The 21,384-nt window shown below is 46.5% G+C and carries 20 protein-coding genes and 1 pseudogene; 4 read left to right on the forward strand and 17 right to left on the reverse strand.

Annotation, left to right across the window (positions count from 1 at the left end):
- Window positions 1-26: 26 nt before the first annotated feature.
- From OEZ43_07810 to OEZ43_07885, 16 genes and pseudogenes are all read right to left on the reverse strand, one after another.
- Entirely contained in the window at window positions 27-554 is a 528-nt protein-coding gene (locus OEZ43_07810; protein MDH5545481.1) for a DUF5946 family protein, read from the reverse strand.
- A 108-nt stretch (window positions 555-662) separates the two neighbouring features.
- Window positions 663-875, reverse strand: a complete 213-nt coding sequence (locus OEZ43_07815; GenBank protein ID MDH5545482.1) for a hypothetical protein — start codon at window positions 873-875, stop codon at window positions 663-665.
- 2 nt (window positions 876-877) lie between these two features.
- Window positions 878-1,018, reverse strand: coding sequence for a hypothetical protein (locus OEZ43_07820; protein MDH5545483.1), 141 nt, complete (start codon window positions 1,016-1,018; stop codon window positions 878-880).
- Between the two features lie 113 nt (window positions 1,019-1,131).
- Complete coding sequence (locus OEZ43_07825) at window positions 1,132-1,662, reverse strand: GNAT family N-acetyltransferase (protein MDH5545484.1); 531 nt, start codon at window positions 1,660-1,662, stop codon at window positions 1,132-1,134.
- 27 nt (window positions 1,663-1,689) lie between these two features.
- On the reverse strand, window positions 1,690-2,403 hold the full coding sequence (locus tag OEZ43_07830) for a class I SAM-dependent methyltransferase (protein ID MDH5545485.1): 714 nt from the start codon (window positions 2,401-2,403) through the stop codon (window positions 1,690-1,692).
- 85 nt (window positions 2,404-2,488) lie between these two features.
- Entirely contained in the window at window positions 2,489-3,502 is a 1,014-nt protein-coding gene (locus OEZ43_07835; protein MDH5545486.1) for an MORN motif-containing protein, read from the reverse strand.
- A gap of 135 nt (window positions 3,503-3,637) precedes the next feature.
- A complete protein-coding gene (locus OEZ43_07840; GenBank protein MDH5545487.1) occupies window positions 3,638-4,399 on the reverse strand; it encodes a DUF4145 domain-containing protein in 762 nt (253 codons plus the stop codon).
- A 108-nt stretch (window positions 4,400-4,507) separates the two neighbouring features.
- Window positions 4,508-5,292: pseudogene (locus OEZ43_07845) on the reverse strand (transposase).
- Between the two features lie 149 nt (window positions 5,293-5,441).
- Complete coding sequence (locus tag OEZ43_07850) at window positions 5,442-5,948, reverse strand: HEPN domain-containing protein (GenBank protein ID MDH5545488.1); 507 nt, start codon at window positions 5,946-5,948, stop codon at window positions 5,442-5,444.
- A gap of 4 nt (window positions 5,949-5,952) precedes the next feature.
- Window positions 5,953-7,035, reverse strand: coding sequence for a DUF262 domain-containing protein (locus tag OEZ43_07855; GenBank protein ID MDH5545489.1), 1,083 nt, complete (start codon window positions 7,033-7,035; stop codon window positions 5,953-5,955).
- A 143-nt stretch (window positions 7,036-7,178) separates the two neighbouring features.
- Window positions 7,179-7,493, reverse strand: a complete 315-nt coding sequence (locus OEZ43_07860) for an RNA-directed DNA polymerase (Reverse transcriptase) (GenBank protein MDH5545490.1) — start codon at window positions 7,491-7,493, stop codon at window positions 7,179-7,181.
- The gene (locus OEZ43_07865; protein ID MDH5545491.1) at window positions 7,490-7,894 is read right to left on the reverse strand and encodes a reverse transcriptase domain-containing protein; all 405 of its coding nucleotides are present in this window, start codon (window positions 7,892-7,894) and stop codon (window positions 7,490-7,492) included. Before OEZ43_07865 ends, OEZ43_07860 begins: the two co-directional genes overlap by 4 nt.
- Before the next feature lie 637 nt (window positions 7,895-8,531).
- A complete protein-coding gene (locus OEZ43_07870; GenBank protein MDH5545492.1) occupies window positions 8,532-8,987 on the reverse strand; it encodes an SRPBCC domain-containing protein in 456 nt (151 codons plus the stop codon).
- A gap of 208 nt (window positions 8,988-9,195) precedes the next feature.
- Window positions 9,196-9,735 carry a hypothetical protein gene (locus OEZ43_07875; GenBank protein MDH5545493.1) on the reverse strand — a complete coding sequence of 180 codons (540 nt, stop codon included), beginning with the start codon at window positions 9,733-9,735 and terminating at the stop codon, window positions 9,196-9,198.
- A 336-nt stretch (window positions 9,736-10,071) separates the two neighbouring features.
- On the reverse strand, window positions 10,072-12,564 hold the full coding sequence (hrpB, locus tag OEZ43_07880; protein MDH5545494.1) for an ATP-dependent helicase HrpB: 2,493 nt from the start codon (window positions 12,562-12,564) through the stop codon (window positions 10,072-10,074).
- 185 nt (window positions 12,565-12,749) lie between these two features.
- Complete coding sequence (locus OEZ43_07885; protein MDH5545495.1) at window positions 12,750-14,228, reverse strand: sigma-54 dependent transcriptional regulator; 1,479 nt, start codon at window positions 14,226-14,228, stop codon at window positions 12,750-12,752.
- 267 nt (window positions 14,229-14,495) lie between these two features.
- On the opposite strand from OEZ43_07885, the gene OEZ43_07890 reads away from it, so the two are divergent.
- The 4 genes from OEZ43_07890 to OEZ43_07905 all read left to right on the forward strand — a co-directional run bounded on the left by OEZ43_07890 (window position 14,496) and on the right by OEZ43_07905 (window position 19,460).
- Entirely contained in the window at window positions 14,496-16,211 is a 1,716-nt protein-coding gene (locus OEZ43_07890) for a tetratricopeptide repeat protein (protein MDH5545496.1), read from the forward strand.
- Window positions 16,208-18,064: a tetratricopeptide repeat protein gene (locus OEZ43_07895; GenBank protein MDH5545497.1), complete on the forward strand. Its 1,857-nt coding sequence runs from the start codon at window positions 16,208-16,210 to the stop codon at window positions 18,062-18,064. The genes OEZ43_07890 and OEZ43_07895 overlap by 4 nt, the downstream gene beginning before the upstream one ends.
- A 155-nt stretch (window positions 18,065-18,219) precedes the next feature.
- The gene (locus OEZ43_07900; GenBank protein ID MDH5545498.1) at window positions 18,220-18,909 is read left to right on the forward strand and encodes a glycosyltransferase; all 690 of its coding nucleotides are present in this window, start codon (window positions 18,220-18,222) and stop codon (window positions 18,907-18,909) included.
- Complete coding sequence (locus OEZ43_07905; GenBank protein MDH5545499.1) at window positions 18,909-19,460, forward strand: hypothetical protein; 552 nt, start codon at window positions 18,909-18,911, stop codon at window positions 19,458-19,460. The genes OEZ43_07900 and OEZ43_07905 overlap by 1 nt, the downstream gene beginning before the upstream one ends.
- On the opposite strand, the gene OEZ43_07910 is transcribed toward OEZ43_07905, so the two are convergent.
- A complete protein-coding gene (locus OEZ43_07910; protein MDH5545500.1) occupies window positions 19,429-21,378 on the reverse strand; it encodes a glycoside hydrolase family 57 in 1,950 nt (649 codons plus the stop codon). The genes OEZ43_07905 and OEZ43_07910 overlap by 32 nt on opposite strands.
- Window positions 21,379-21,384 lie beyond the last annotated feature (6 nt).

A 21,384-nucleotide genomic window follows, 5' to 3' on the forward strand; every position in this document is an offset into this window, starting at 1 on the left:
CAGTTTACGCATAGATAGCGTCACGCTTAGACGCTTCGTTTAGCGGTGGCACCTTGAGCGCTTTGTTGGGCGGGTAGCCATGCCCAAATAGTATTGTGGTGTTTAGACCACGCTTCCCAAGAGCTTTGAGCCCATTCCCTTACTATTGACTTGTGCTCTGCAACATTTTTGGCTTTTATAACATCAGCAGCGGTAATCCTACCCATATTTTCCGGCGGCTCAAGCCAAGTGAAGTTGTGTTTATATTTTCCAGCCTCAAGCATTGCGTTATTTGCATTTTCTGCGGTCAAGCCATGCTCCAGAAACAGGCACAAACGAACCAGGTGAACACCAACTGACTGAACACTTTGACGATCAGTAGAACCTGGGTGTTGGACGGCATAAGCATCTACAGTTAGCCTGTGTACTTCAAAGTAATCAGGATTACTGTATTCGCGAGCAAGCACTTCACCATACACAGACCAGCAACCAGATGATGATGTCATATATCGATGTATAGGTCCTTCAATGTCAGGATATTCACCACCACAGCTGAAGCATTTACATGTGTTCATAGAAGATTCCATTTTTCTATTTACTGCGTCCAACGACAAGAGCAGCAGCCGAGCGTAGTGAGATCCGGCCCCGCAGGGGCAAGCTGGCACTGCTTGTTAGAAGATACCTTATTTAATAATAAAGACATTATTTTTTTGAGGTGTAGCCCATTCGTGGCACAAGTCGGCTATATACTCCACCAAGTCAGCTTCATCAATATTGGAGGGTACCAATATATCCTCAGCAATTCTTTTTTTCCCTTCATTGCCGAGATAATATGTTTCCCATCTATTATTTCTGCGTAAAACTTCAATGTGTTTCCCAAATACGTTCAGCTTCATATTCATATTCTTCTAACGAGGCCGTAGAAAAACCCTGACACGATTTTTACAGAAAAACCGATCTCCTGAGTAGCCATGTGTTCGACGATCGCAACCTCAGGAATGGTTTTGCCACCCCATAATTCTAAAATATTTTTATACATTCGAGTTTTCCTATAGCCTCAACGACTAGCTTAACGGGCGGCCGAGCGCGTTTAGGCGAGGGAACCCAAAGCAGAGCGAAGCGCTGATTTGGGCCGTCCGGTTGAAGCGCTTGTTAGCCGTTGCCCGCTATTATTGAATCAAGATTCGACCACACATAACGAAGATCTACAACTTCGCCTCCACCCGGTGGCTCCCAAAGTCTTGATTCTTGATTTCGAGCGCCAAGTGCTTCATAGAACCTGCGCGCTGAAAGGTTGCGCTCTAAAACGCCTAGATATAGACCCGCATCGGGATAGTGACGACGTGACCAGAGTGCGATTTCTTTCATTAAGCCACGACCGATTCCCTTGCGTTTCCTTTCTTTACGTACGTGCAAGTTGTCTATGAAAGTACCCCACGTCGGATCCTCATTACCATAAGCGCACACGAAACCACATAGTTCACTGTTTTCCTCTGCCAAGATAACAAGTTGGTTATCTTTTGGGGCAGAAAGCCGGTGATTCCAAACTTCTTTTCGTTCATTGACAACATCACCATCTAAATTCTCATCGCGAAAAATTCCGCGATATGCGACACGCCAACTATCTGCATGTAGATTGGCAATTGCGCTTGCGTCTTTATAATTTGCTTCGCGAAATAACATTTTTCACCTAGATGGCTAATGACAAACTTAGCCGCGCGGTTTTTGCGTTGGATGAAGTGCCTTGTTAGCTGCATACTTTCCTATAAAGACAATTGAAGCAAAGTTTTCTGTTTTTGGATTTACTGGTTCGATTATCTCAGGCTCTTCAAAACCAAATGCGATGAATAACTCTATCCAATTTCCTATGGAACGACGATACCAAGGGGCCGGATCACAAAATTCGCTACTAAATCCTGACCATGATCCTTCAGCCCATCCCTCCACCGCTTCTTTTTCTGCCAAGATCGTTTTCGGGTGAAGTGTCTGGATTGTCAGGGATCCCCCGGGTTGTAATAAGTTTTTGGCTGATCGAAATATCCCTTCCACTGATTCCAGCCCGAACAGCGAGAAGTTACAGACCAAAACATCAAACTTCTCACCCAAGGAATGAGAAGACAATTGATCATAGCCCAGGAGTTGATAACGCCCTACATTGTACAATTTGGCGGATTCGATGAATTCGGAGACCACATCAACTCCCAGGACATCAATACCGTTCTCAGATAGCGTTCTAACTAACCATCCTTCTCCACATCCAATATCCAGAACTTTTTTTGGTGACTGACTAAGAACAGCATCAACAATCGCCTTATTCGTTACTAGTATTCTACTATCGATTTCATTTTCACGTACCGCGCGAATCCACGGTGATGCGTTCCTTTTCCAGGACTCCACTATCTTTAGTTCTGGATCGTTCTTCATCTCAGGCTCCACTTGTGCACAACATAACGCCTATGGTGAGAGGCAGAGCGGAGCGAGGTCCGAGCCGTAAGCGCTCGACCGACTGTTATGTTTTTACAGGCTGAGATATTTCGCAACTTTCTCCACCTTTGTCCAATAACTCTCCATTCCACCAAAAACCTTTCGATTCTTTCTTTGTCTTGTGATCATAAAAAGAACCTTCACCATGAGCGAGACCATTATGAAACTCGCCTGTATATTTATCTCCGTTACTATGTTCGTATATTCCTAGTCCGTTGAAAGTATTGTTTTTGAAGCTTCCTGAATACTTATCTCCATTCGCTCTCTTATAAACACCTTTTCCATCCCTTTTGTCGTTTTCGAATTGACCGCTATATTGATCGCCGCTCTTAAACGTCATTGTCCCGTATCCATTTAAAAGCCCATTTTTCCATTCACCTTTAATATGAGTGCCATTTACATAATTGCATGTGGCATTTCCATGTATTTTCCCATCGTAAAATTGGCCTTCACACATATCACCATTACTGTAGTGAAAAACACCTCTTCCATTAATCCTTCCTTCGGCAAATTCTCCCTTATATTTGTCTCCGTTAGAACTATTTAGGGTTCCTCGTCCGTGCATTCGTCCATTTTTCCATTCTGTATTGACGAAAGTACCATCAGAATATTTACAAGTGCCATTTCCGTGAAGATAACCGTTTACAAAGTAACCTTCACAAACATCTCCATTGGAGTAAATGAATTTTCCTTCACCTGTTTGTATATCTTCTACAAATTTCCCTTTGTACGTGTCTCCGTACTCTGACCTATAAACACCTTGTCCGTTTAAGGCGCCATTTCTGTACTCGCCCTCATTTGACCAGCCAGACGTATGCACGAACTTACCATAACCATGCATCAAGCCATCTTTGAATTCACCCACGTATTCGGAGCCGTTACGCCATGTTAGTTTTCCTTTGCCGTTAAACAACCCTTTCTTACATTCCCCTTCATAATTGGAGGAGTCTGGTAGTTTGAATGAGCAAGCTTCCGCTAAGACAAGCCCTGGCGAGAACACAAAAATTAAATGGCTAATTAAAAATTGGATTTTCCTCATCTAACTGTATACCTTTACGTCAAAGGAGAAGCAGAAAACATTACGCTTTGCTAACTTACGACTGACTGCGACGGCCTGGAGCGGCAGCGTAAGTCCGGAGCAGTCAAGCGTCAAGTTGCGCTGATTGTTATGCATTTATTTTGGCCCTTTCTTTTTGTTTATTTTTTTTGCAAGCGACTTTGCATTTTTTCTTTTATTTGCAAATATCTCAACAAGAAGTTCATCCATAAGCTCATATGCATCAAGTACATCATCAGTTGTTACTTTGTGTTGACTGTGACTTCCAGCATTCCCTAACCACTTGATAGCAAAAAATATATCCTTGACATGGTCATATTTTCTAGGAAGTAAATCGATCCGTTTGTGAAGTGCGAGATAGCTGCGTCGTCCATTTGTTGTAGTAAATCGTTTTATCTTTAAATGAGTTAGCAAGTGCTCCAATGCAACCCTAATGTGATTAGCTGATGAAGGGGGGTCACTAAAAAATAATGAGAATGAGCTTTCTATTTCATCATCAACAGTTTCTGGTGTATCTTTTGGAGGAACAAACAACCTAAGATGTGGAGTAAAGTATTTTGGAGTAAAATAATCATCATAGTCAACATCAGGATTACCTTCTTCGTCGTAACTATAATATTGAGATACGGAGCCCACGCCTGAACTTGATACAGTGTCTTTACATGTTGTATTTGTACATTCAAATAGGCAGCTATAGATATATTCCATCCATTCAGGTTCCCAATAATCACTATGGCGGCGTTCTCTAGACGATGATCTTATTTCTTCAAAATGAAATGTCCCCTTCTTTACTCTAAGGAAGCCTTTATTACAGGTAGGACAGAGATATTTTGTAAATCCCGCTTTTCGAAAAGGTAGCTTGAAAGATTTTCTATCCATGATGAATTCTCTTATGCATAACGAGACTGTAGAAAAACCCGCAACTGACACCGACAACCTAGCCCGTCAGTATGAACAATATGCAGTGAATTTTTCATGCCCCAAACATTATCCATTTGTATCAATTTGGTTGAACCTGTCGTTATACGCTGCTAATCCGCCATAATTGGCCAACTTCTCTATGTTATGCACCATACAGCAAAGCTGCCATTGGCTTTGCACCTTCTTTTTACCTCGCAAACTAAAACGGTTCAACCGCTTATTCGTGCCTATGTTTGCAAACACCGGCTCGACCACAGACATCCGGTGACTATAGATATGTTTTCCTTTATCACTGTCAACGCGGTGCTTCATCCAGTCTGTATATGGGCTGTTCTTTTTAACGATAAAAGAGACCTGTCTACCATGTCCTTTTCGACTGTCTGCTGAACCCGGGTTTTTCATGCATTACGACTTCAGCTTGCACGCACGGCACTTCGTCAATCGTCCTTCAAAATATATTTTCGATTCCCATTAAGCAATAACTGATCAAACAATGATTCGATCTCTTTCGCATGATCACTGACAAATGCGGCGATGGTGGTGAAGTGTGGAACGCTATCGCAAGATAGTGCCTTGAAAATAATATTATGCTCGCAATACCACTGTATCTCACGGCTTGAGGTAATACCCTTTGAGTAGGCAAACAAAATAATCTTTAACAAAATCGCCGGATCGTAAGCTGGACGTCCACCGTCATCGTTTTGATAGCGAGGATAAAATATCGACAGGTCAAGTTTCTCGTCGAGCAGATAATGAATCGTGTATTCAAACGTCCCTGGCTGTAGTTGGTCTTTAAAATTAACTACTACCATCGATGTTTGATCGTAATTATAGTCTTTGAATTTCGGCATCAGCATGTCTCCCTATGCGCGCTGCCAGTTTATCAGTTAAAAAAGCGAAAATGGGGTTTTTCTACAGCCTCAACGCAAAGCCAAGAGGCGCTGAGCGCAGCGAGGCGTCCGTGGGAGCGTAGCGACCTTGGGCGAATTGTTACACATTTTCACCTGGTCATACATTTTGCTAGACAGTGAATAACTTCCTTGCCATCTTCATATGCCTGAACTGCCTCTTCATATGTGGCGGTTGTATTAGTCCTACCTTCATGCGCGAAATCATTTCTCCATGTGATTAAATTACCGTATGCACTTCTGATATCGCGGCGATGGGCCTTAAAGTAGTCGTTCGCACATATTTCGATATTTCTTTGAAATCTCGTTTTGTATTTCGCCCCAAATCTCGGAATGTAATCTTCTTTAATAATATGAAGTTTTATTTTCCCATTTATTCTATCGAAGTACGACTCCGTAAAATTACCGAGGACTTTATGTTTTTTGTTGGCGAATTCGATAAATATGTCCTTAACAGCCATCTCGTAAACAGTAACGGCAACGACGGAGACGAACCCAACGTATTTGGCTTTCAGCAATGGGTCCGCTATAGCTGGAACTATGGTGTTAAGATGATTCACAACATCATCGGCATGTCGAAAGTTATTGCTATATGTCACGGCCTTAACCCAAAAGATACTCTCTTACTTTTTCAATACGCTCCGAAACCGTTTTTGTATCAGTGGTATTTATCCTGGTGTACTCATCAAAGTCATCGTCTTTCAATAGCTTTTTAAACTTATCTTTCAAATTAGGAAAGTCTATTTTGTCGTGATGTTCAATTAATACACACATCACCGAATCAAGGGCAGATACGTTTATGGGACCTCTTAGATGAAACGGCTTCGGCCCAATTTTATCGATCACAAGTTCCGTTATTTTGTAGAATATATTGATGAAATTCTTGGCTTTTTTAGTATCACCAGAGTCATGCTTCTTCATGGCTTTGTTTAGGAATTCTTTCATAGGCTTTTCGTATTCATCAGATGCGCCAACCAGTGAAAATATTCTTAACAAGAGTTCGACATCCTTCTGATGCTTGTCGATGTATGATTTACCCAATATTTTTCGCCAATTGGCATCTTTATTGGCATCTTTTAGGTGGTTATTAAACCCCCCGCGAAAAACACAGTTTCTAATTTCTTGGGGTTTTAAAGGCGTGCCGCCTGTATTTAGACGCTCAAAAATATGATATGCGCTTGTGCTTTCTCCAGTGGGATTCAGTTGGCGTATATTTACAGCTCTTAGCACTGCTTGCTTTAACTTGCGTTGTGCTGTTTCGTCTAGATCTTCAAACCTCTGATTATAATACGGGCTCTTTTCAGGTAGTCCGGTCAAACGAAAAACTTGTCGTTTTCCTTGAGTGCTTTCCTTGCCGAAATAGCCTTCCATAAAAAACACAACACTCAGAATTCGTTGCTGGCCATCAATAACTAAATTTTTATTATCCTCGTCTATATAAAAAAACACCGGAGGAACCGGAAGACCACATAGAAATGAGTCGATGAGTAGCGACGATTGGCGCATAGTCCAAACAAACTCACGTTGATAGTCGGGGATTAAAATATCGTCATCCTTCCACATCTGCGCTATTCCAGAAAGTGTGAAGTCCGACGGATAGCTTGCAATATCGTAATTTATTGCAACGCTCTCTTCTTCTTGTTCTTCCTCAATAGTCAGGTCTTCTTCGGAAAATTTGTCAACCATTCAGGTTCTCCCAAATTATGTTTTCTCATTTATGTAGTCATCGTAGAACCACCAGTCACCCGATGGCCCCGACACAGATCCGGACGTGCGGAACTACCGCATCCGGCTCTTCAGTCATGTTATTCACCCGTGCTAACACGGCCCTAGTACCAATCCGCTACCAACTGCGTGCGCTTCCAGACGCGAAGCGGCTGAATGTCTAAACGATTCAACAACGCTTTTAGTCCTGCCCAGTTGTAGCTATGACGTTGGCTCCTGCGATTTAACCACTTGTGCAGACTGTGCAGCGTATGTCGATACAACCGTATCAGGCTTTCGCTATTGTCTGGCAGCCCAAAGTAATTCGCAACCCCTACCAGCTTTCGCTTGAGCTTCGGCAACAGTACGTTGCTGCGCTGGTGCCGATGGCGTTTAATCCATTGATAGATGGATCGCATCAGCTCATGCTGTTTCTTCATTGAGGTGCGGCATCGCAGTAGCGTATCAACATGGCTCGCCCCTGACATGTTGGTTTAATCACTTTCTCAAACCAAAGGTCTAACACATAGTGCAGATAGATGTTGGCTAATACCGGTGAGACAGCACCGCCTTGTGGTGTGCCTTGGTCTGGTTTAGAAACCTTTCCAGAGGGTTCAACCACTTCGGCCGTCATCCATTGCTGGATGAGTCTCATCAGCCGCTTGTCGTCGATTCGTTGCTTGAGCATCCGCTGTAACCAGTGATGGTCTACGGTGTCGAAGAAGCCTTTGATATCAGCTTCGACGATGTAACCAAAACCCTGGAATTGCAGGTTGACTCGTAGACTGTGAATCTCGCCATGTGCACTGCGATTGGGACGGTAGCCATAACTATTGGGCAGAAAGTCTGCTTCATAGATGCCGCTGAGTATTTGTGCAACACTTTTTGCGGCGTCCGTGCTGGGCGCTTTTTGCCCTGAGAATTTGAACGAATTGTTAAATTTTTAGCCAAACAAAGCCACGTAACTTTACCACCCAAATATAGACATTCCCTTTCCAATGCGCAGCCCGTAGGAACCATACCTCGCGTCTCCCCAGTTCCAATGCTCTCTATATGCACCCACTATATACGAGTTCCACTTCAAATTAACATCGCCACTAAAACTGAGGCGACAAAATTCAATCCAATGCCTCCGCCAACTCGTCACATAATGCCAAATCCATATTTAAAACCGTAAATCGCAATTGCCTTGTTGTTTTCCGTTAGTAAAACATGCGTGTAGAGCGAAAACGGTTTGGTTGTTTGAAAATATATGTCTAGTGCGCGAGGTCTGTACGTGTTTTCTTTTTCGAATATTTCTCCATTATTACTTGGATAGGAAAGTTTAGCCACGCCGATACCAAAATCCTCTGCACTTACACACACACTGAAACAAAACAATATAAGCAATAGACGTGTCTTCATCACATTTATAACTAACGCTTGGATTTGGGGCGCGACGTAATGTGCTTCCTACACGAGCGCATGTTAAGCAAGTTTTACGCCCGGTTTTCAAATGGGAACCCCTTACCAGTATCTAGATATTGCTTTAAACTTTTAGCAAAGAAATAATCCCAACCTTGCTCGCATACCTCATAACATTCTAGTGATGGTGAAAGACCCTCGTGAATAAATGCAATTTTTGTTTCCTGTTTCCGATTTTGGATATTCCACTTTAATTTGCTTCCTTTCCATTCGACAAGAATTGTTGATGGCAATCCATCGTGCACATGATGGGCATCAATGCACTTTAATTCGACTATTTTACCAGGCACTAGTTTTGTGGCGCACATTACCCAGTAGGACGGACCAAATTTAAAAGTAATTTCATCTCCGGCATCAGTCACAGAATTGCAATCAGTCGTCCACCATCTATTAAAACCAATAGTCAATGCTTTATAAGCTTCACCTGGTGTGCTTGAAACTACAATTTCACGAGTGTAGTTTGTATTCATATCATCCTTGTTGTATGACTAACGAGGCCGCAGAAAAACCCTGGCACGATTTTTAACAGAAAAACCGATCTCCTGAGTAGCCATGTGTTCGACGATCGCAACCTCAGGAATGGTTTTGCCACCCTATAATTCAAAAATATTCTAGACATTCGTGTTTTCCTACAGCCTCAAACGCCGAGTTCAGCGGCTTGTCCGCTGCAACGACTTGTTAGGTGTGTTCTCCAACATACTTCAGTACATTTATCCATTCGTTACCGTATCGCAGCACTGCTCTTGCATCTTCGAAGAATACTTCTTGCTCTATCTTTTCCAATTCTTCTATTAACTCGCAAGAGTTAAATAAATAGTGACCGGCTATTGTATTGCGAAACTTTGAATAAGCATCGATTCTTCCGGCTTTTAGGCCTTTCAAGGATCGTAGCTTTTGCTCAGTTTCAGATTTAATTCCTTTCTGGTCAGCAATATCTAGCAATGTTACATAACCATCCTTCGTGTACCATTGTCTAGCTTCATAAAGCTTTAAAATTAGTGTTCCAACTGCTAATAACTTTGAAGTACCGTTCGTTGGATTCGTTTCTATACTCAAATATTCCCGACTCAGATCATTCATAATAATGGCTGCCATATATCTAAGTCGGTAAAATTCCCTTCTGCTCTTGGTGTTTCCGTTTGATTCGAAATCTCGCCTAATAACTTCTAAATTCTCCGCAGAAGAAATATAGGCGTTCTTTAATTCTCCAGAATCCATTGGTCATTTTCTCCAAACACATAACAGCTTAAAATATGGCACGAGATTAAGATTCCTAAATAATCTTTCACATAATCCCCGCAACTGTTTGTATATCTGACTATAATCAGAACCCCCTAAACGCAACACTCCCAAAACATATAGAGGGTTTCCCCGTATCCCTATATACGCGGTTCTCGCTATTTCAGTAGCTGTTGACCCCCGTATACAGGCACGAAAAATTTCATATCGCTGATTTAATAGCAAATCCTATGTGCATTCAAGGGAAAATGAGCCGAGAGAGAAAATATACGCGGACCAGGAAAACGTCAGCCAACAACTATGCTTGTTAAGTCCTTAACCATTCTTCGGCTTCGCCCGCGCCGTCGCTTGTGCCTGCATGGGATCGTCCGGCCACACGTGTTTGGGATAGCGACCTTTCATTTCTTTTTTTACCGCACTGTATGAACCGTTCCAAAATCCGGCGAGGTCTTGAGTAACTTGCAAGGGACGCTGTGCAGGAGACAATAGGTGTAACAACACAGGTATTTTTCCATTGGCAACACACGGTGTTTCCGCCTGGCCAAACATTTCCTGCAAACGTACTGCGAGCACTGGTGGAAATTGCCCATAGTCGACGCGTATGCGCGAACCACTCGGCACTGTTAGGTGTGTGGGTACGAGTGCATCGAGTTGGCGCTGCTGTTCCCAACTCAAACGCGCAAGCAATATCTCGTGCATATTTAGATTCGACAGGTGACTGATGCGCGACATCTTGTCGAGAAAAGGAGCCAGCCATTCTTCGAGTGTATCGATTAAATTGATGTCGTCAAAACTCGGCCATGTTTCGTCGACATGATCGTGAACAAACTGTACGCGTGATTGGAATTGACGCGCGGTATCCGTCCACGGCAAGCAATCGATTCCTTGTTTGCGTATGCCCTCGGTAAGCGCCTTTTTAATTGCATCGGGATCGGCATTTTTCCACGGTTTGTCTGCAATCACAATTGCGCCGATACGCTGTTGGCTGCGAGCTTGTACCGCCGAGTTGCGCTCGTCCCACTCGACAATGTTTTGCTCTGCTATCAGTTCATGCAGATATTCGTGCAATAGTGATTCATCGATCGCAGCAGCGAGAAACACCCGCGCTTCACGCGCACCGTCGAGGTTGGCTGCGACGATGTATTTATTTACGCGCAGTCCATCGTGTTCGTTTAACTGTGCGCCTCCACCATTGCTCAGGCGATAACGTGTATCTTGCTCACTACGTCGTTGCGCGATGCGATCGGGATAAGCAAAAGCAAGCAACACACCGGCCCAATATTGCTGATCAATATTCTTGTCGTCGCGTACGTCTAATTGTTGTTGCCACTGGTTTGCTGTCTCACGCACGCGCTTTATACCAGCCATATCGAATTCACGAGCCGCGTGTTTATCACGTAAGGCATCGATGCGTTTTTGCACATCACTGTTTTTTTCAGGGCCGCGATAGATGTCGCGTTCGCTCAACAGTGCCGCAATGTCGCATGCCAGTCGCCCGATGCCCAGTTCTTTACCGCGCAACATCATGTGCGCCAAGCGTGGATGCGTACCAACCGCAGACATCGCTTTGCCGTGGGCGCTAATTGCGCCTTTGTCATCGAGCGCTCCCAGGCCATGTAAAAGATCACGCGCCTGGGCGACATGCGCTACAGGCGGCTGATCGAGCCAGCGCAGTTGTGTCACATCAGTAACACCCCACAAGGCCAGTTCCAAAAGCAAGGGCGCGAGATCGGCATCGACGATTTCGGCCGCGGTCTGCGCGATCAAGTGTGTCGACGCAGACCACAGGCGATAACAAACGCCCTCTTGTAGACGACCGGCACGACCGCTGCGTTGTTCAGCGCTGGCGGCGCTAAGCTGTTGCGTGACGAGTCGCGTCATTCCGTTATTGGGATCGAAACGCGGGCGACGCGTTAAGCCGCTATCGATGACGATGCGTATACCTTCGATCGTTAAACTGGTTTCCGCGATGGAGGTGGCAAGTACGATTTTACGTTTGCCTTCGGGTGCGGCTTGTATCGCGGCATCTTGTTGCGCCGATGACAGTTGTCCAAACAATGGTGCGAGGTTAACGTCCTGGCCTAAGGATGATTGTTGCAGTAGCGAAAAAACCTGTTGTATCTCGCCTGCGCCGGGCAAAAAAACCAACACACTGCCGCTTTCTTTTTGCATGATGGACACGATTTGCGCCGCCAACTGCTGCAAGAAATCGCGACGCTCTCGGGCAAAGCTGGCGCTCAGCGGCGCATAGTGAATAGCTACCGGGTAACGCCGTCCCTCACTGGAAATTATCGGCGCCTGCTCCAGCAAGCCTGCAATGGCGTCACCATCCAATGTCGCCGACATCACGACGATACGTAAGTCCTCACGCAGACCTTGCTGCGCATCGAGACACAGTGCCAATCCCAAATCCGATTGCAGATTGCGCTCGTGGAATTCATCGAAGATGACCACGCCGTAGTCTTCCAACGCCGGGTCTTGTTGCAGCATACGCGTGAGTATGCCCTCGGTGACGACTTCGATGCGTGTATTCGGTCCGATTTTGCTATCGAGTCTGACGCGATAGCCGATGCACTCGCCTACGGCTTCGCCCCGACTGCCGGCCATAAAACGTGCGGCGGAACGCGCGGCCAGGCGTCGCGGTTCGAGCATCAGAATTTTGCGCGCCCCCAACCAATCAGCCTTTAACAAGGCCAGCGGCACGCGCGTCGTCTTGCCTGCGCCGGGCGGGGCCTGCAACACCACATTGGGTGAGGATGCCAGGGCGTCCAGCAATTGAGGAATACATTCATCGACAGGGAAAGACATGACTCGTGTTTACTCTTTGCACCCAGGGCAAACTCGCCCGCTATTTCGTTCAAACTGTAGACGGTTTTAGTCAAGCGCTTTGTAACGCAACCTACTCATACAGCGAAAACATCGGCTATGGTTTAGTCCAAAAAGAAAGCCGGTGACGATGTCACCGGCTTTTTGGTTTTCAAGAACGATCGTGATCAGGCGCCGACGGTGTCCTGACTGCGCTGCAAACCATATTTACGCAGTTTTTCCACCAGCGTGGTACGACGCATTTTCAAACGCTTGGCGGCGTGGGCGACCACACCACCGGCATCGTCCAGGGCCTGTTTAATCAGATTGAATTCCAGATTATTCAGGTGTTCCTTGAGATCAAGCCCTTCGTTCGGCAAACGTGGCATGCTTAAAGGCTCTTTCTCAAACATTCGACTAATGCTTTCGGTAGAGACCTTGGCCATTTGTTCTTCTGCAACTTCATCCGCCGCGAAGGTCTTGCCCTTTGGGCGAAACTTCTCCGGCAGGTCGTTGATGTCCACCACGCCATACGGATACATAATGACCAGACGCTCTACGAGATTGGCAAGCTCGCGTACATTGCCCGGCCAACGATATTGGCACAAGGCCATAACCGCTGCAGGTGTCAAACGTACCGAACCGCGTTTTTCCGCTTCCATACGCGCGATCAGTTCATTCACCAGCAATGGAATGTCATCAAGGCGATCACGCAGATGTGGCATTTCGATGGGGAAGACGTTCAGGCGATAGAATAAATCCTCGCGGAACTTACCTTCCTTGATCAGGGTTTCCAGGTTGCGGTGCGTCGCGGCGATGATACGCACATCGGCACGGATGCTCTTGTTGCTGCCAACTCTTTCAAAAGTACGTTCCTGTAACACGCGCAACAGCTTGACCTGCATGTGCAGACTCATATCACCGATTTCATCGAGGAATAACGTACCGCCTTCGGCCAATTCAAAACGGCCCTGACGGGTACTGATTGCGCCGGTGAATGCGCCTTTTTCGTGTCCGAACAATTCGCTTTCGAGCAGATCGCCGGGAATCGCGCCGCAGTTAACCGGTACGAATGGTTTGTTGCGACGGCTGGAATGGTAGTGCAGGTTGCGAGCAACCACTTCCTTACCAGTGCCTGATTCGCCCAGGATCAACACCGTGGCATCGGAATCTGCTACCTGGCCCATCATCTCGCGTACGGAACGGATGCTGCGGCTATTGCCGACCAGGCTGCGGAACAGCTCAGTAGTGCTACCGTCGCGTGGTTTTTCAGAGCTGGCGCGAAAGACTTCGGCCTGATGAAGCGCATCGGTCAGTTGCATATATTTAAGCGGCAGGTCGAGGGTATTAAAGCACTCGGCTTGAACAAACTGTTCAATGTCGCTCTGTTTATTGGGGAGTTTTTTAGTCTTATCGACCAGACGGATAATCGGCAGATCCGCGTCCAGTTCGGTGATTCCGTCGAATACCTTCTTCAGGCTATCGTCGGTGCCGCTATCTCCCAACAGCACCATACCAATGGTATTGGGCTGGGTCAGGATCTCTTTCCAGTGGCGGCAATCGGTAATGCGGGCTTCCTGGTCTACGAAATCCAGAATGCCTTTATAGATTTGTCTCTTCTGACTGTCTTCTTCAACGACAAGCACAGTGGATGATGCAGTCGACATGCGTATCCCTCATCTTCCTGTTTTTTAATCATCATTTGCGCGGAGTTTCCTCTTACGGGAAACGCCCCACCCTCATCGCCGTATAGTAAAACACGATCAGCTTCGCATGTCAAAATGTCGTCGCAAAATATTTTTTAAAAGCTAAGCCTTTGATTTATTAATCATCACCATCAATAAAAACGTGGTTTCGTTTAGCTTGCGTTAATTTTCGGGACGGCATAGTTCGTGCGTTACAGAGCTAAACTACAGTTGTGACGTTCAGTACGCATGAATACACCCCACGCCGATAACCCTACTCCACTGGAAATGCTGCAGATGGCGGCCCGCCTGTTTCAGCGCGGCCAGTGGCGTGAATCGGCTTCGATATGTCGAAGTTTGCTGGCGAATGGCCACGCCTTATTCGATGTATTTCATTTATTGGGTCTGTCCCTATATCAATTGGGGCGACCGCAGGAAGCGATTGAGTTCCTCGAAAGAGCGATTGAACGCAACACACAACATGCCCAGGTGCGAAATTCGATGGGCTCGGTGTATTTTTCCATGGATCAGTTCAGCAGCGCCGAGGCCCAGTTCGAACGCGCCATCAGGCTGGAACCGACCTATTGGGAACCCTATCAGAATCTGATCAATACCTATATCGCGCAAAACAAGATGCAGCTCGCCAGCGAACTGATCGCCGACGCCGAAAAACAGTTTGGTGAAACGCCGGCCTTGTTAAGACGCAAGGTGCGCGTAGCCATCAAGCTGGAAGAAAACGAAACCGCGCTCAGCCTGCTCGACCGCCTTATCGAAACCAATAAGGAAGACGTGGACGCAATTAATGACAAAGCCCTGGTGCTGGCACGTCTCAATCAGAAAGAACTGGCCATCTCGTATCTGGAGAATCTTACCCGAGTTCAACCGGACTATCTCAATTCTCATGTCAATCTGGCCTATGCCTATTACCGACTGGGGGAATTCAATTCAGCTGAACAAAGCTTTAAACAAGCCTTGAGTATGCTCGCTGAGACAAGGAACGCCAATCCGCAGTCCGAACTGCTGAAAAATAAAATCGCGTTTCTGTTATCCACCATCTATTTGTTACGCGGTGATTACAAACGCGGTTGGAAAAATTACCGCCACCGACCCAGTATTTTATTGCGGGAAAAAAAAACTGATTTCAATATCAGTGGTGGCTTTACCGGGAAACGTGTACTGGTGGAGCGTGATCAAGGCCTGGGCGATGAACTGTTTTTTCTACGCTTTTGTCAGCCGCTGGCAAACTTTGCCGATTACCTGCACGTGGTAGTCTCCCAACCGATAGTCCCCTTGTTACAGGATCAAAACATTATTCAGTGCATTAGCACCGAGGTGCCGGAAGAGTCGTTCGACCATCATGTGTCTATCGCCGATCTACCGTATCTGCTTGGTAGTGACGAAACACCGAAGATGCCACCACCGTTTCCCCTGAGTATCGATAGCGAGACTGCGGATAAACTGCATCAACAACATCTGGAAAATATGCCACAGCCCTGGGTTGGTCTTACCTGGCGCGCAGGCGCCATCGCAGGTAGCGTGGCCGAAGATGTTGAGTTACTACATAAGTCTATTGATCTCGCATTGATAGAAGAGTTGTTCAAGGACTTTAAAGGCACATTGGTATTGCTGCAGAGAAACCCAGGCGAGGGCGAAGTGGAGCACCTGCGCGAACATCTGAAGTGCAGTTGCATCGATTTAACCGGCGCTAATGAAAATCTGCAGGAAATGGCGGCAATATTGTTTTTACTCGACGACTACATCGGTGTCAGCAATACCAATATGCACATTCGAGGTTCACTCAATCTTCCGGCCAGATTGCTGGTGCCCTATCCTCCAGAGTGGCGTTGGCTGGAATCTGGTGAGGATACGCACTGGTATTCCACCTTCACTTTATATCGTCAGGAAAAGAATGGCGGTTGGCAACAGGCATTGAAAAAAATCAGGAAAGATGCCGGATTCCTATGAGCGCCCATTCCAGCAGCCCAAAAACTCAACGTGCTATTGCGCTATTTCAACAGGGGCAAATTAAAGAAGCCAAGTCCTTACTCGAAAATGTGTGCGCGAAAGAGCGCAAGAATGAACTCGCCTGGTTTATGTTGGCGACAGTGAATTTTCAGTTGGGTAAACTAAAAGAGGCGGAAAAAGCCTTTACTCAGGCTACCGTTATCAAGCCGACGTATGCCGAGGCCTGGAATAATCTTGGCGTCGTTAACGAACAGTTAAATCACATCGAAGCGGCGGCGCGTTGTTATCGCAATGCGATTAAGATAAAACCGACTTACACCAGTGCGATGTTTCATTTTGGCAATCTTTGTCACAAGATCAAACGCAATGACGAAGCAGAGGAATTCTATCGTCGCGTGTTGAAGATAGATCCGAATCATCTGAAGTCGCTGAATAATCTGGCGCTGATTCTTCAACAACGCAAAGACTACAGCGAGGCCATGCTGTTACTCGACAAGGCATTGCGTAATTCGCCGAATGATATCGAGGCGCTGAATAATGTAGGTTATATACATCGCGCACAGGGGGAGCTGGAGAAGGCAGTTGAGTTTTTTACCCGCGCGATTTCCCTGCAGGAAAATTCAGCCAAAAGTCTGGCCAATCTCGGGGTTACCCAAATTGATATGGGAGACACCGAACAAGCCTTCCAGTCATTCCGCAAGGCACTCAAGGTCGATCCTATGAGCATAGAAGCCAATGTTGGTATGGCGCAGTATTACGAGGAAATCGGTGACTTCAAGGAAGCTGCGATGCAGTACGAAAAAGTCACCCGTATTGCGCCTGACCATGCGCCAGGCTGGAATGGTTTGGGCATAAACCTGACCCGCATTGGCGAGCCTCAAAACGCTCAGGATAGCTTTTCAAAAGCGAACCGCATCGATCCCACATTCTCCGACACCCGTTTCAATCTTGCCGTTAGTCAGCTTGCCGCTGGCCTGTACGAGCAGGGATTTAAAAATTATTCGTCGAGACCTAGTCGCATCAGTTTGAATTTTCCCACCTCGACCAGTTTGCTCGACAAGATCCTCGACCATAAAACGATACTGATCAATAAAGACCAGGGTTTGGGGGACGAGATCTTTTTTCTGCGTTTTACCCAGGAGATCAAGGACCGTGGTGCGCGTATATTTTATCGCGCCGATAATAAGCTCAAAAACATATTGTCCAGTGTTTACTGCATAGACAAAATTATCGATGAGGATATTAGTGTTGCTCCCAAGCACGATATTTGTCTATCCGTGGGTGACCTGCCTCTGGTGCTCGGCATGAAAAACAACGCGACACCACCACCGCCCTTACCCTTGCGGGTGAACAAAGATTTATACGAACAAATTAAACGCACACTCGCGGCGTTTGGTCCGCCACCATATATCGGTCTGACCTGGCGCGCAGGAGAAGATCGCAAACGGGTATTGTTTAAGACGGTCGATATTCCTGCGCTAGGACAGGCATTAAAAAACACCCCAGCGCGTTTTATCTCCTTGCAGCGGCATCCCGATTCTGGCGAAATGGACGCACTGCAAAATGCTATTGGGGCGCCTATACTCGATCAAAGCCATCTCAATAATGATTTGCCCAGCATGTTGGCCTTGCTGCAATTACTCAATGATTATATCGGCGTGAGCAATACCAATATGCACTTGCGCGCCGGTATAGGCAAACCCGCCCGCGTGCTTGTGCCCCATCCACCGGAATGGCGCTGGGGATTAAGCGGCAATACTTCACCGTGGTTTCCGCAGTTCCGTGTCTATCGGCAGGACGTGAGTGGCTCCTGGTATACCGCGCTTGATCAATTACACTGGGACTTGAATTAAGGTCTTGATTTTCTGGCATTTTCTCAGCCATCTCCCCATTTACATGTCCAGCTATATGTCCTTGATTTTTCGACATTATTTCACCTCACTCCTTGGCACATGCCCTGCATGGTTACTCATGAATAAGCACTTAATTATTCCTTCTGGAGTAAGCCATGATCAGGATATTTATTGGATACGATCCCCGAGAGGCCATCGCCTACAGCGTGTTGTCACATAGCATTAATGCACGCGCCACCGAGCCGGTATCGATCACCCCTGTGGCCTTGTCACAACTCAAGGGCGTGATGAAACGGGAGCGTAATCCGCTGCAATCTACCGATTTCTCATTTTCGCGCTTTCTCACGCCTTTTCTATCCGGGTTTGAAGGCTGGTCGATTTTTATGGACTGCGACATGCTGGTACTCGACGATATTGCCAATCTTTGGAAGCTACGCGACGACCGCTATGCGGTGCAGGTCGTTAAGCACAATCATCGTCCCGAAGAAGAGACCAAGTTTCTCAACGCCCCACAAAGCAAGTATGAGAAAAAGAACTGGTCGAGTGTGATGTTGTTCAACAATGCAAAGTGCAAGGCGTTAACACCGGAATATGTGAACAAGGCCTCGGGCCTTGAGCTACATCAATTCAAATGGTTGGGAGATGACAGTTTGATTGGTGAAATCCCCCATCGCTGGAACCACCTGGTGGGCTATGACAAATATGCGAAAGATGTTTCTCTTATCCACTACACCATAGGTGGCCCCTACTTTCAGGAATACATTGATTGTGATTACGCGGACATCTGGTTCAGGGAACGTGACGATATGATGCACTGCGACCAACGTAAAAAAGGAGCGGCTTAATGACTACCGACAACGCTTTTACATTTACCCTGGACTATGAAAACCCTTTCGCGTTTATCGATGCCAATCTGATAGCGCTGGCGCAGGTAGAAGATGTCTATCAGTTGAACGAAGTCCTCGGCGCTTTTTTAGCCGAAGATGTACAGAACTTTCTTGCCGATCACCACGCCTTGCTATTTATTCTGAGTCAGGTATGGAACGAGGCGGTGCAACGCACGGTACTCGAAGTCGATGACATTATTTTTCCCGATGGTTTGCTGATGATTCCACCGATTTTTAGCGCCCTGGGCTGGCTGGAAGATTCAGATAAATGGGAAGAATTGCACCAGACTTTAGGCGAGCGTTTTCAGAATGACAACTGTCTCACGTATGCACTGGCGCTGTTATTCGTTGAAGCCATGCGCGGTGATATGGCAACTTCGGTAGAACACTTCGTCGAACATACCGGGCAATTGAGCGAAGACGATGCCCTGCACGCAGAACGCTATCTCGAAAATCTGAAATATTTCGGCTGGCCGGTTAGCGCAAATGTGGCGAATCCAGAAGTCTGACCTGGATAGTAAATTGGTAGTTCAGCGCTTGTTGCGGGTCGAAGCGACGGGTATCGTCGAGCTCGCGTAGCGAGAACCACAAGCGCAGTAGATAACTGTCGTCGACATAGTGGAAAGACAGCATCGGTATAACCGCCAGTTGCGCCTGATCGATACGGAATTCCAGTTGTGTCTTTTCGTCGCCGACGATCACGATTCCTTTTGTTGCACCTAGTCCCGTGTTGGCGCTAACCAGATGCGACACCGGACGACCGTGATCGAATTCTCTGTCTATTTCAAATCGCTCCAGGGTTTCACCGCCATTATGGGTGGCGTAAAACAGCGTTTGTTGGTCGAAAGCCTCAGGGTTGAAGGTGAAGTAGGCGCAGCGCCACAGGCCATCATGATCGGGTTTGCCATTGATCGCGTAGTCGATAGTGAAGGCTGGTTCGCGTTCCTGTATTGATATCTGCTTTCTTATTTCTCCGAAATCTGCAATCGACAAATACGCCGATTGCTGTGTAGCCGCCGCTAATGATGGTAGTGATACCTGTGACAGATCGGTTATCTTGTGACGACCACCGCTTTCATACGTCATATGCCCACTAAACCAGTCAGCGGCATAACGAATGTCGTGGAAATATCCATGTGGTATCAGACCAAACAGAGATAATTTGCTGTCGCCAAGTTCGCAGGATCTGATAGTCAATCCTCGCCGTGTGTCTAAAACGATACGGGCGCTTGGTGATTCAAGTTTGAGAAAGCGTTCATTGATGTCGATCGGGTTTATATTCTTGGAAAACGGCTTTGCGAGCGCATCCACTATCCCCAATTCATCTTCAAAGGCCGTCAATTCGTCAATATATCCTTGCCAACGGGTATCCGTGATATGCGTGCGAAAGTCACTCGCCCACAAGGCACAAAGGCGACGCCAATAGGAATGTTCAATCGGGTAGTGTTCAATTTGTCGGTAAATGCGCCAGCAACGGGTGTTGATTTCGAGATCGTTTCTGCCCGAGTTTGCCCAACGAAGGATGTTGTATTTGCCTTGTTTTTTTACTGGTATGGGTAGCACGCTGTTGCACAAAGACAGGCGATGAAAAGCACTCTCGTGTTGGGCATCCAGTGTCTGACCTGGAAGCACAAACTCGTATTCATTTTTTTCGCGCAAAGCGTCAACGGCATCGCCAATACGCCTCCACTCCACGCCAGTCTCACATAAATCTGGCTCAGTCGTAAATCGTCCAGGTCGAAACCCAAAGACTTCCACGTCATTTGAATAGAGACATAACGATCCGGCTTGACTTCCGATGTGCTTATATAGGAACTCTTCATAATCAGACTTATTTATCTCACCATGAGCCAGACGCTGAAATTGTTGAAATAATATTGAATCGCTCCAAATGATGAAAATTTCGTTTCCATCACTATCGATGGCGATCTGAGGATGATATCTCAGTTCCCTACCCCAGGCGGGATTTACGCTGGCAGCATTGTTCCATTCCATAATGAGGGCACGATATCCCGCATTTCTGTAGATCGAAATGAGTCCCGATGAATATGCCTGCTCGTTTATCAATGCGATCTCGGGGACAACGCCAAGATACTCTCGATACAGCAAGCTACCATGCACTAAATTGGCTTTGACCAGCGCCGCAGGTTGAAGAGGACCTATGCTTTGAACAAATCCGGAACCAATTAATTCGACCTTCCCCTCTTGAACCAGTTGTCGAAACTTCGCGACCCAGGCAGGATTCAGCTCATATAACTTCATTAAACTAAATGCGTTTACCTCTACCCCGCAGGGTACTCCGGTATCCTCGATAAAATCCAACATCCGTGCATAACACTCCCTCAACAGAACGGAATGCTGGCTCTCGCCTATCGAGGAATAGAGCAAATTCATGTGAAATACGATATAAGTTTTGCGTATCGCCATTTGTCA

The sequence above is a fragment of the Gammaproteobacteria bacterium genome (assembly GCA_029881255.1).
Classification (GTDB): Bacteria; Pseudomonadota; Gammaproteobacteria; order S012-40; family S012-40; genus JAOUMY01.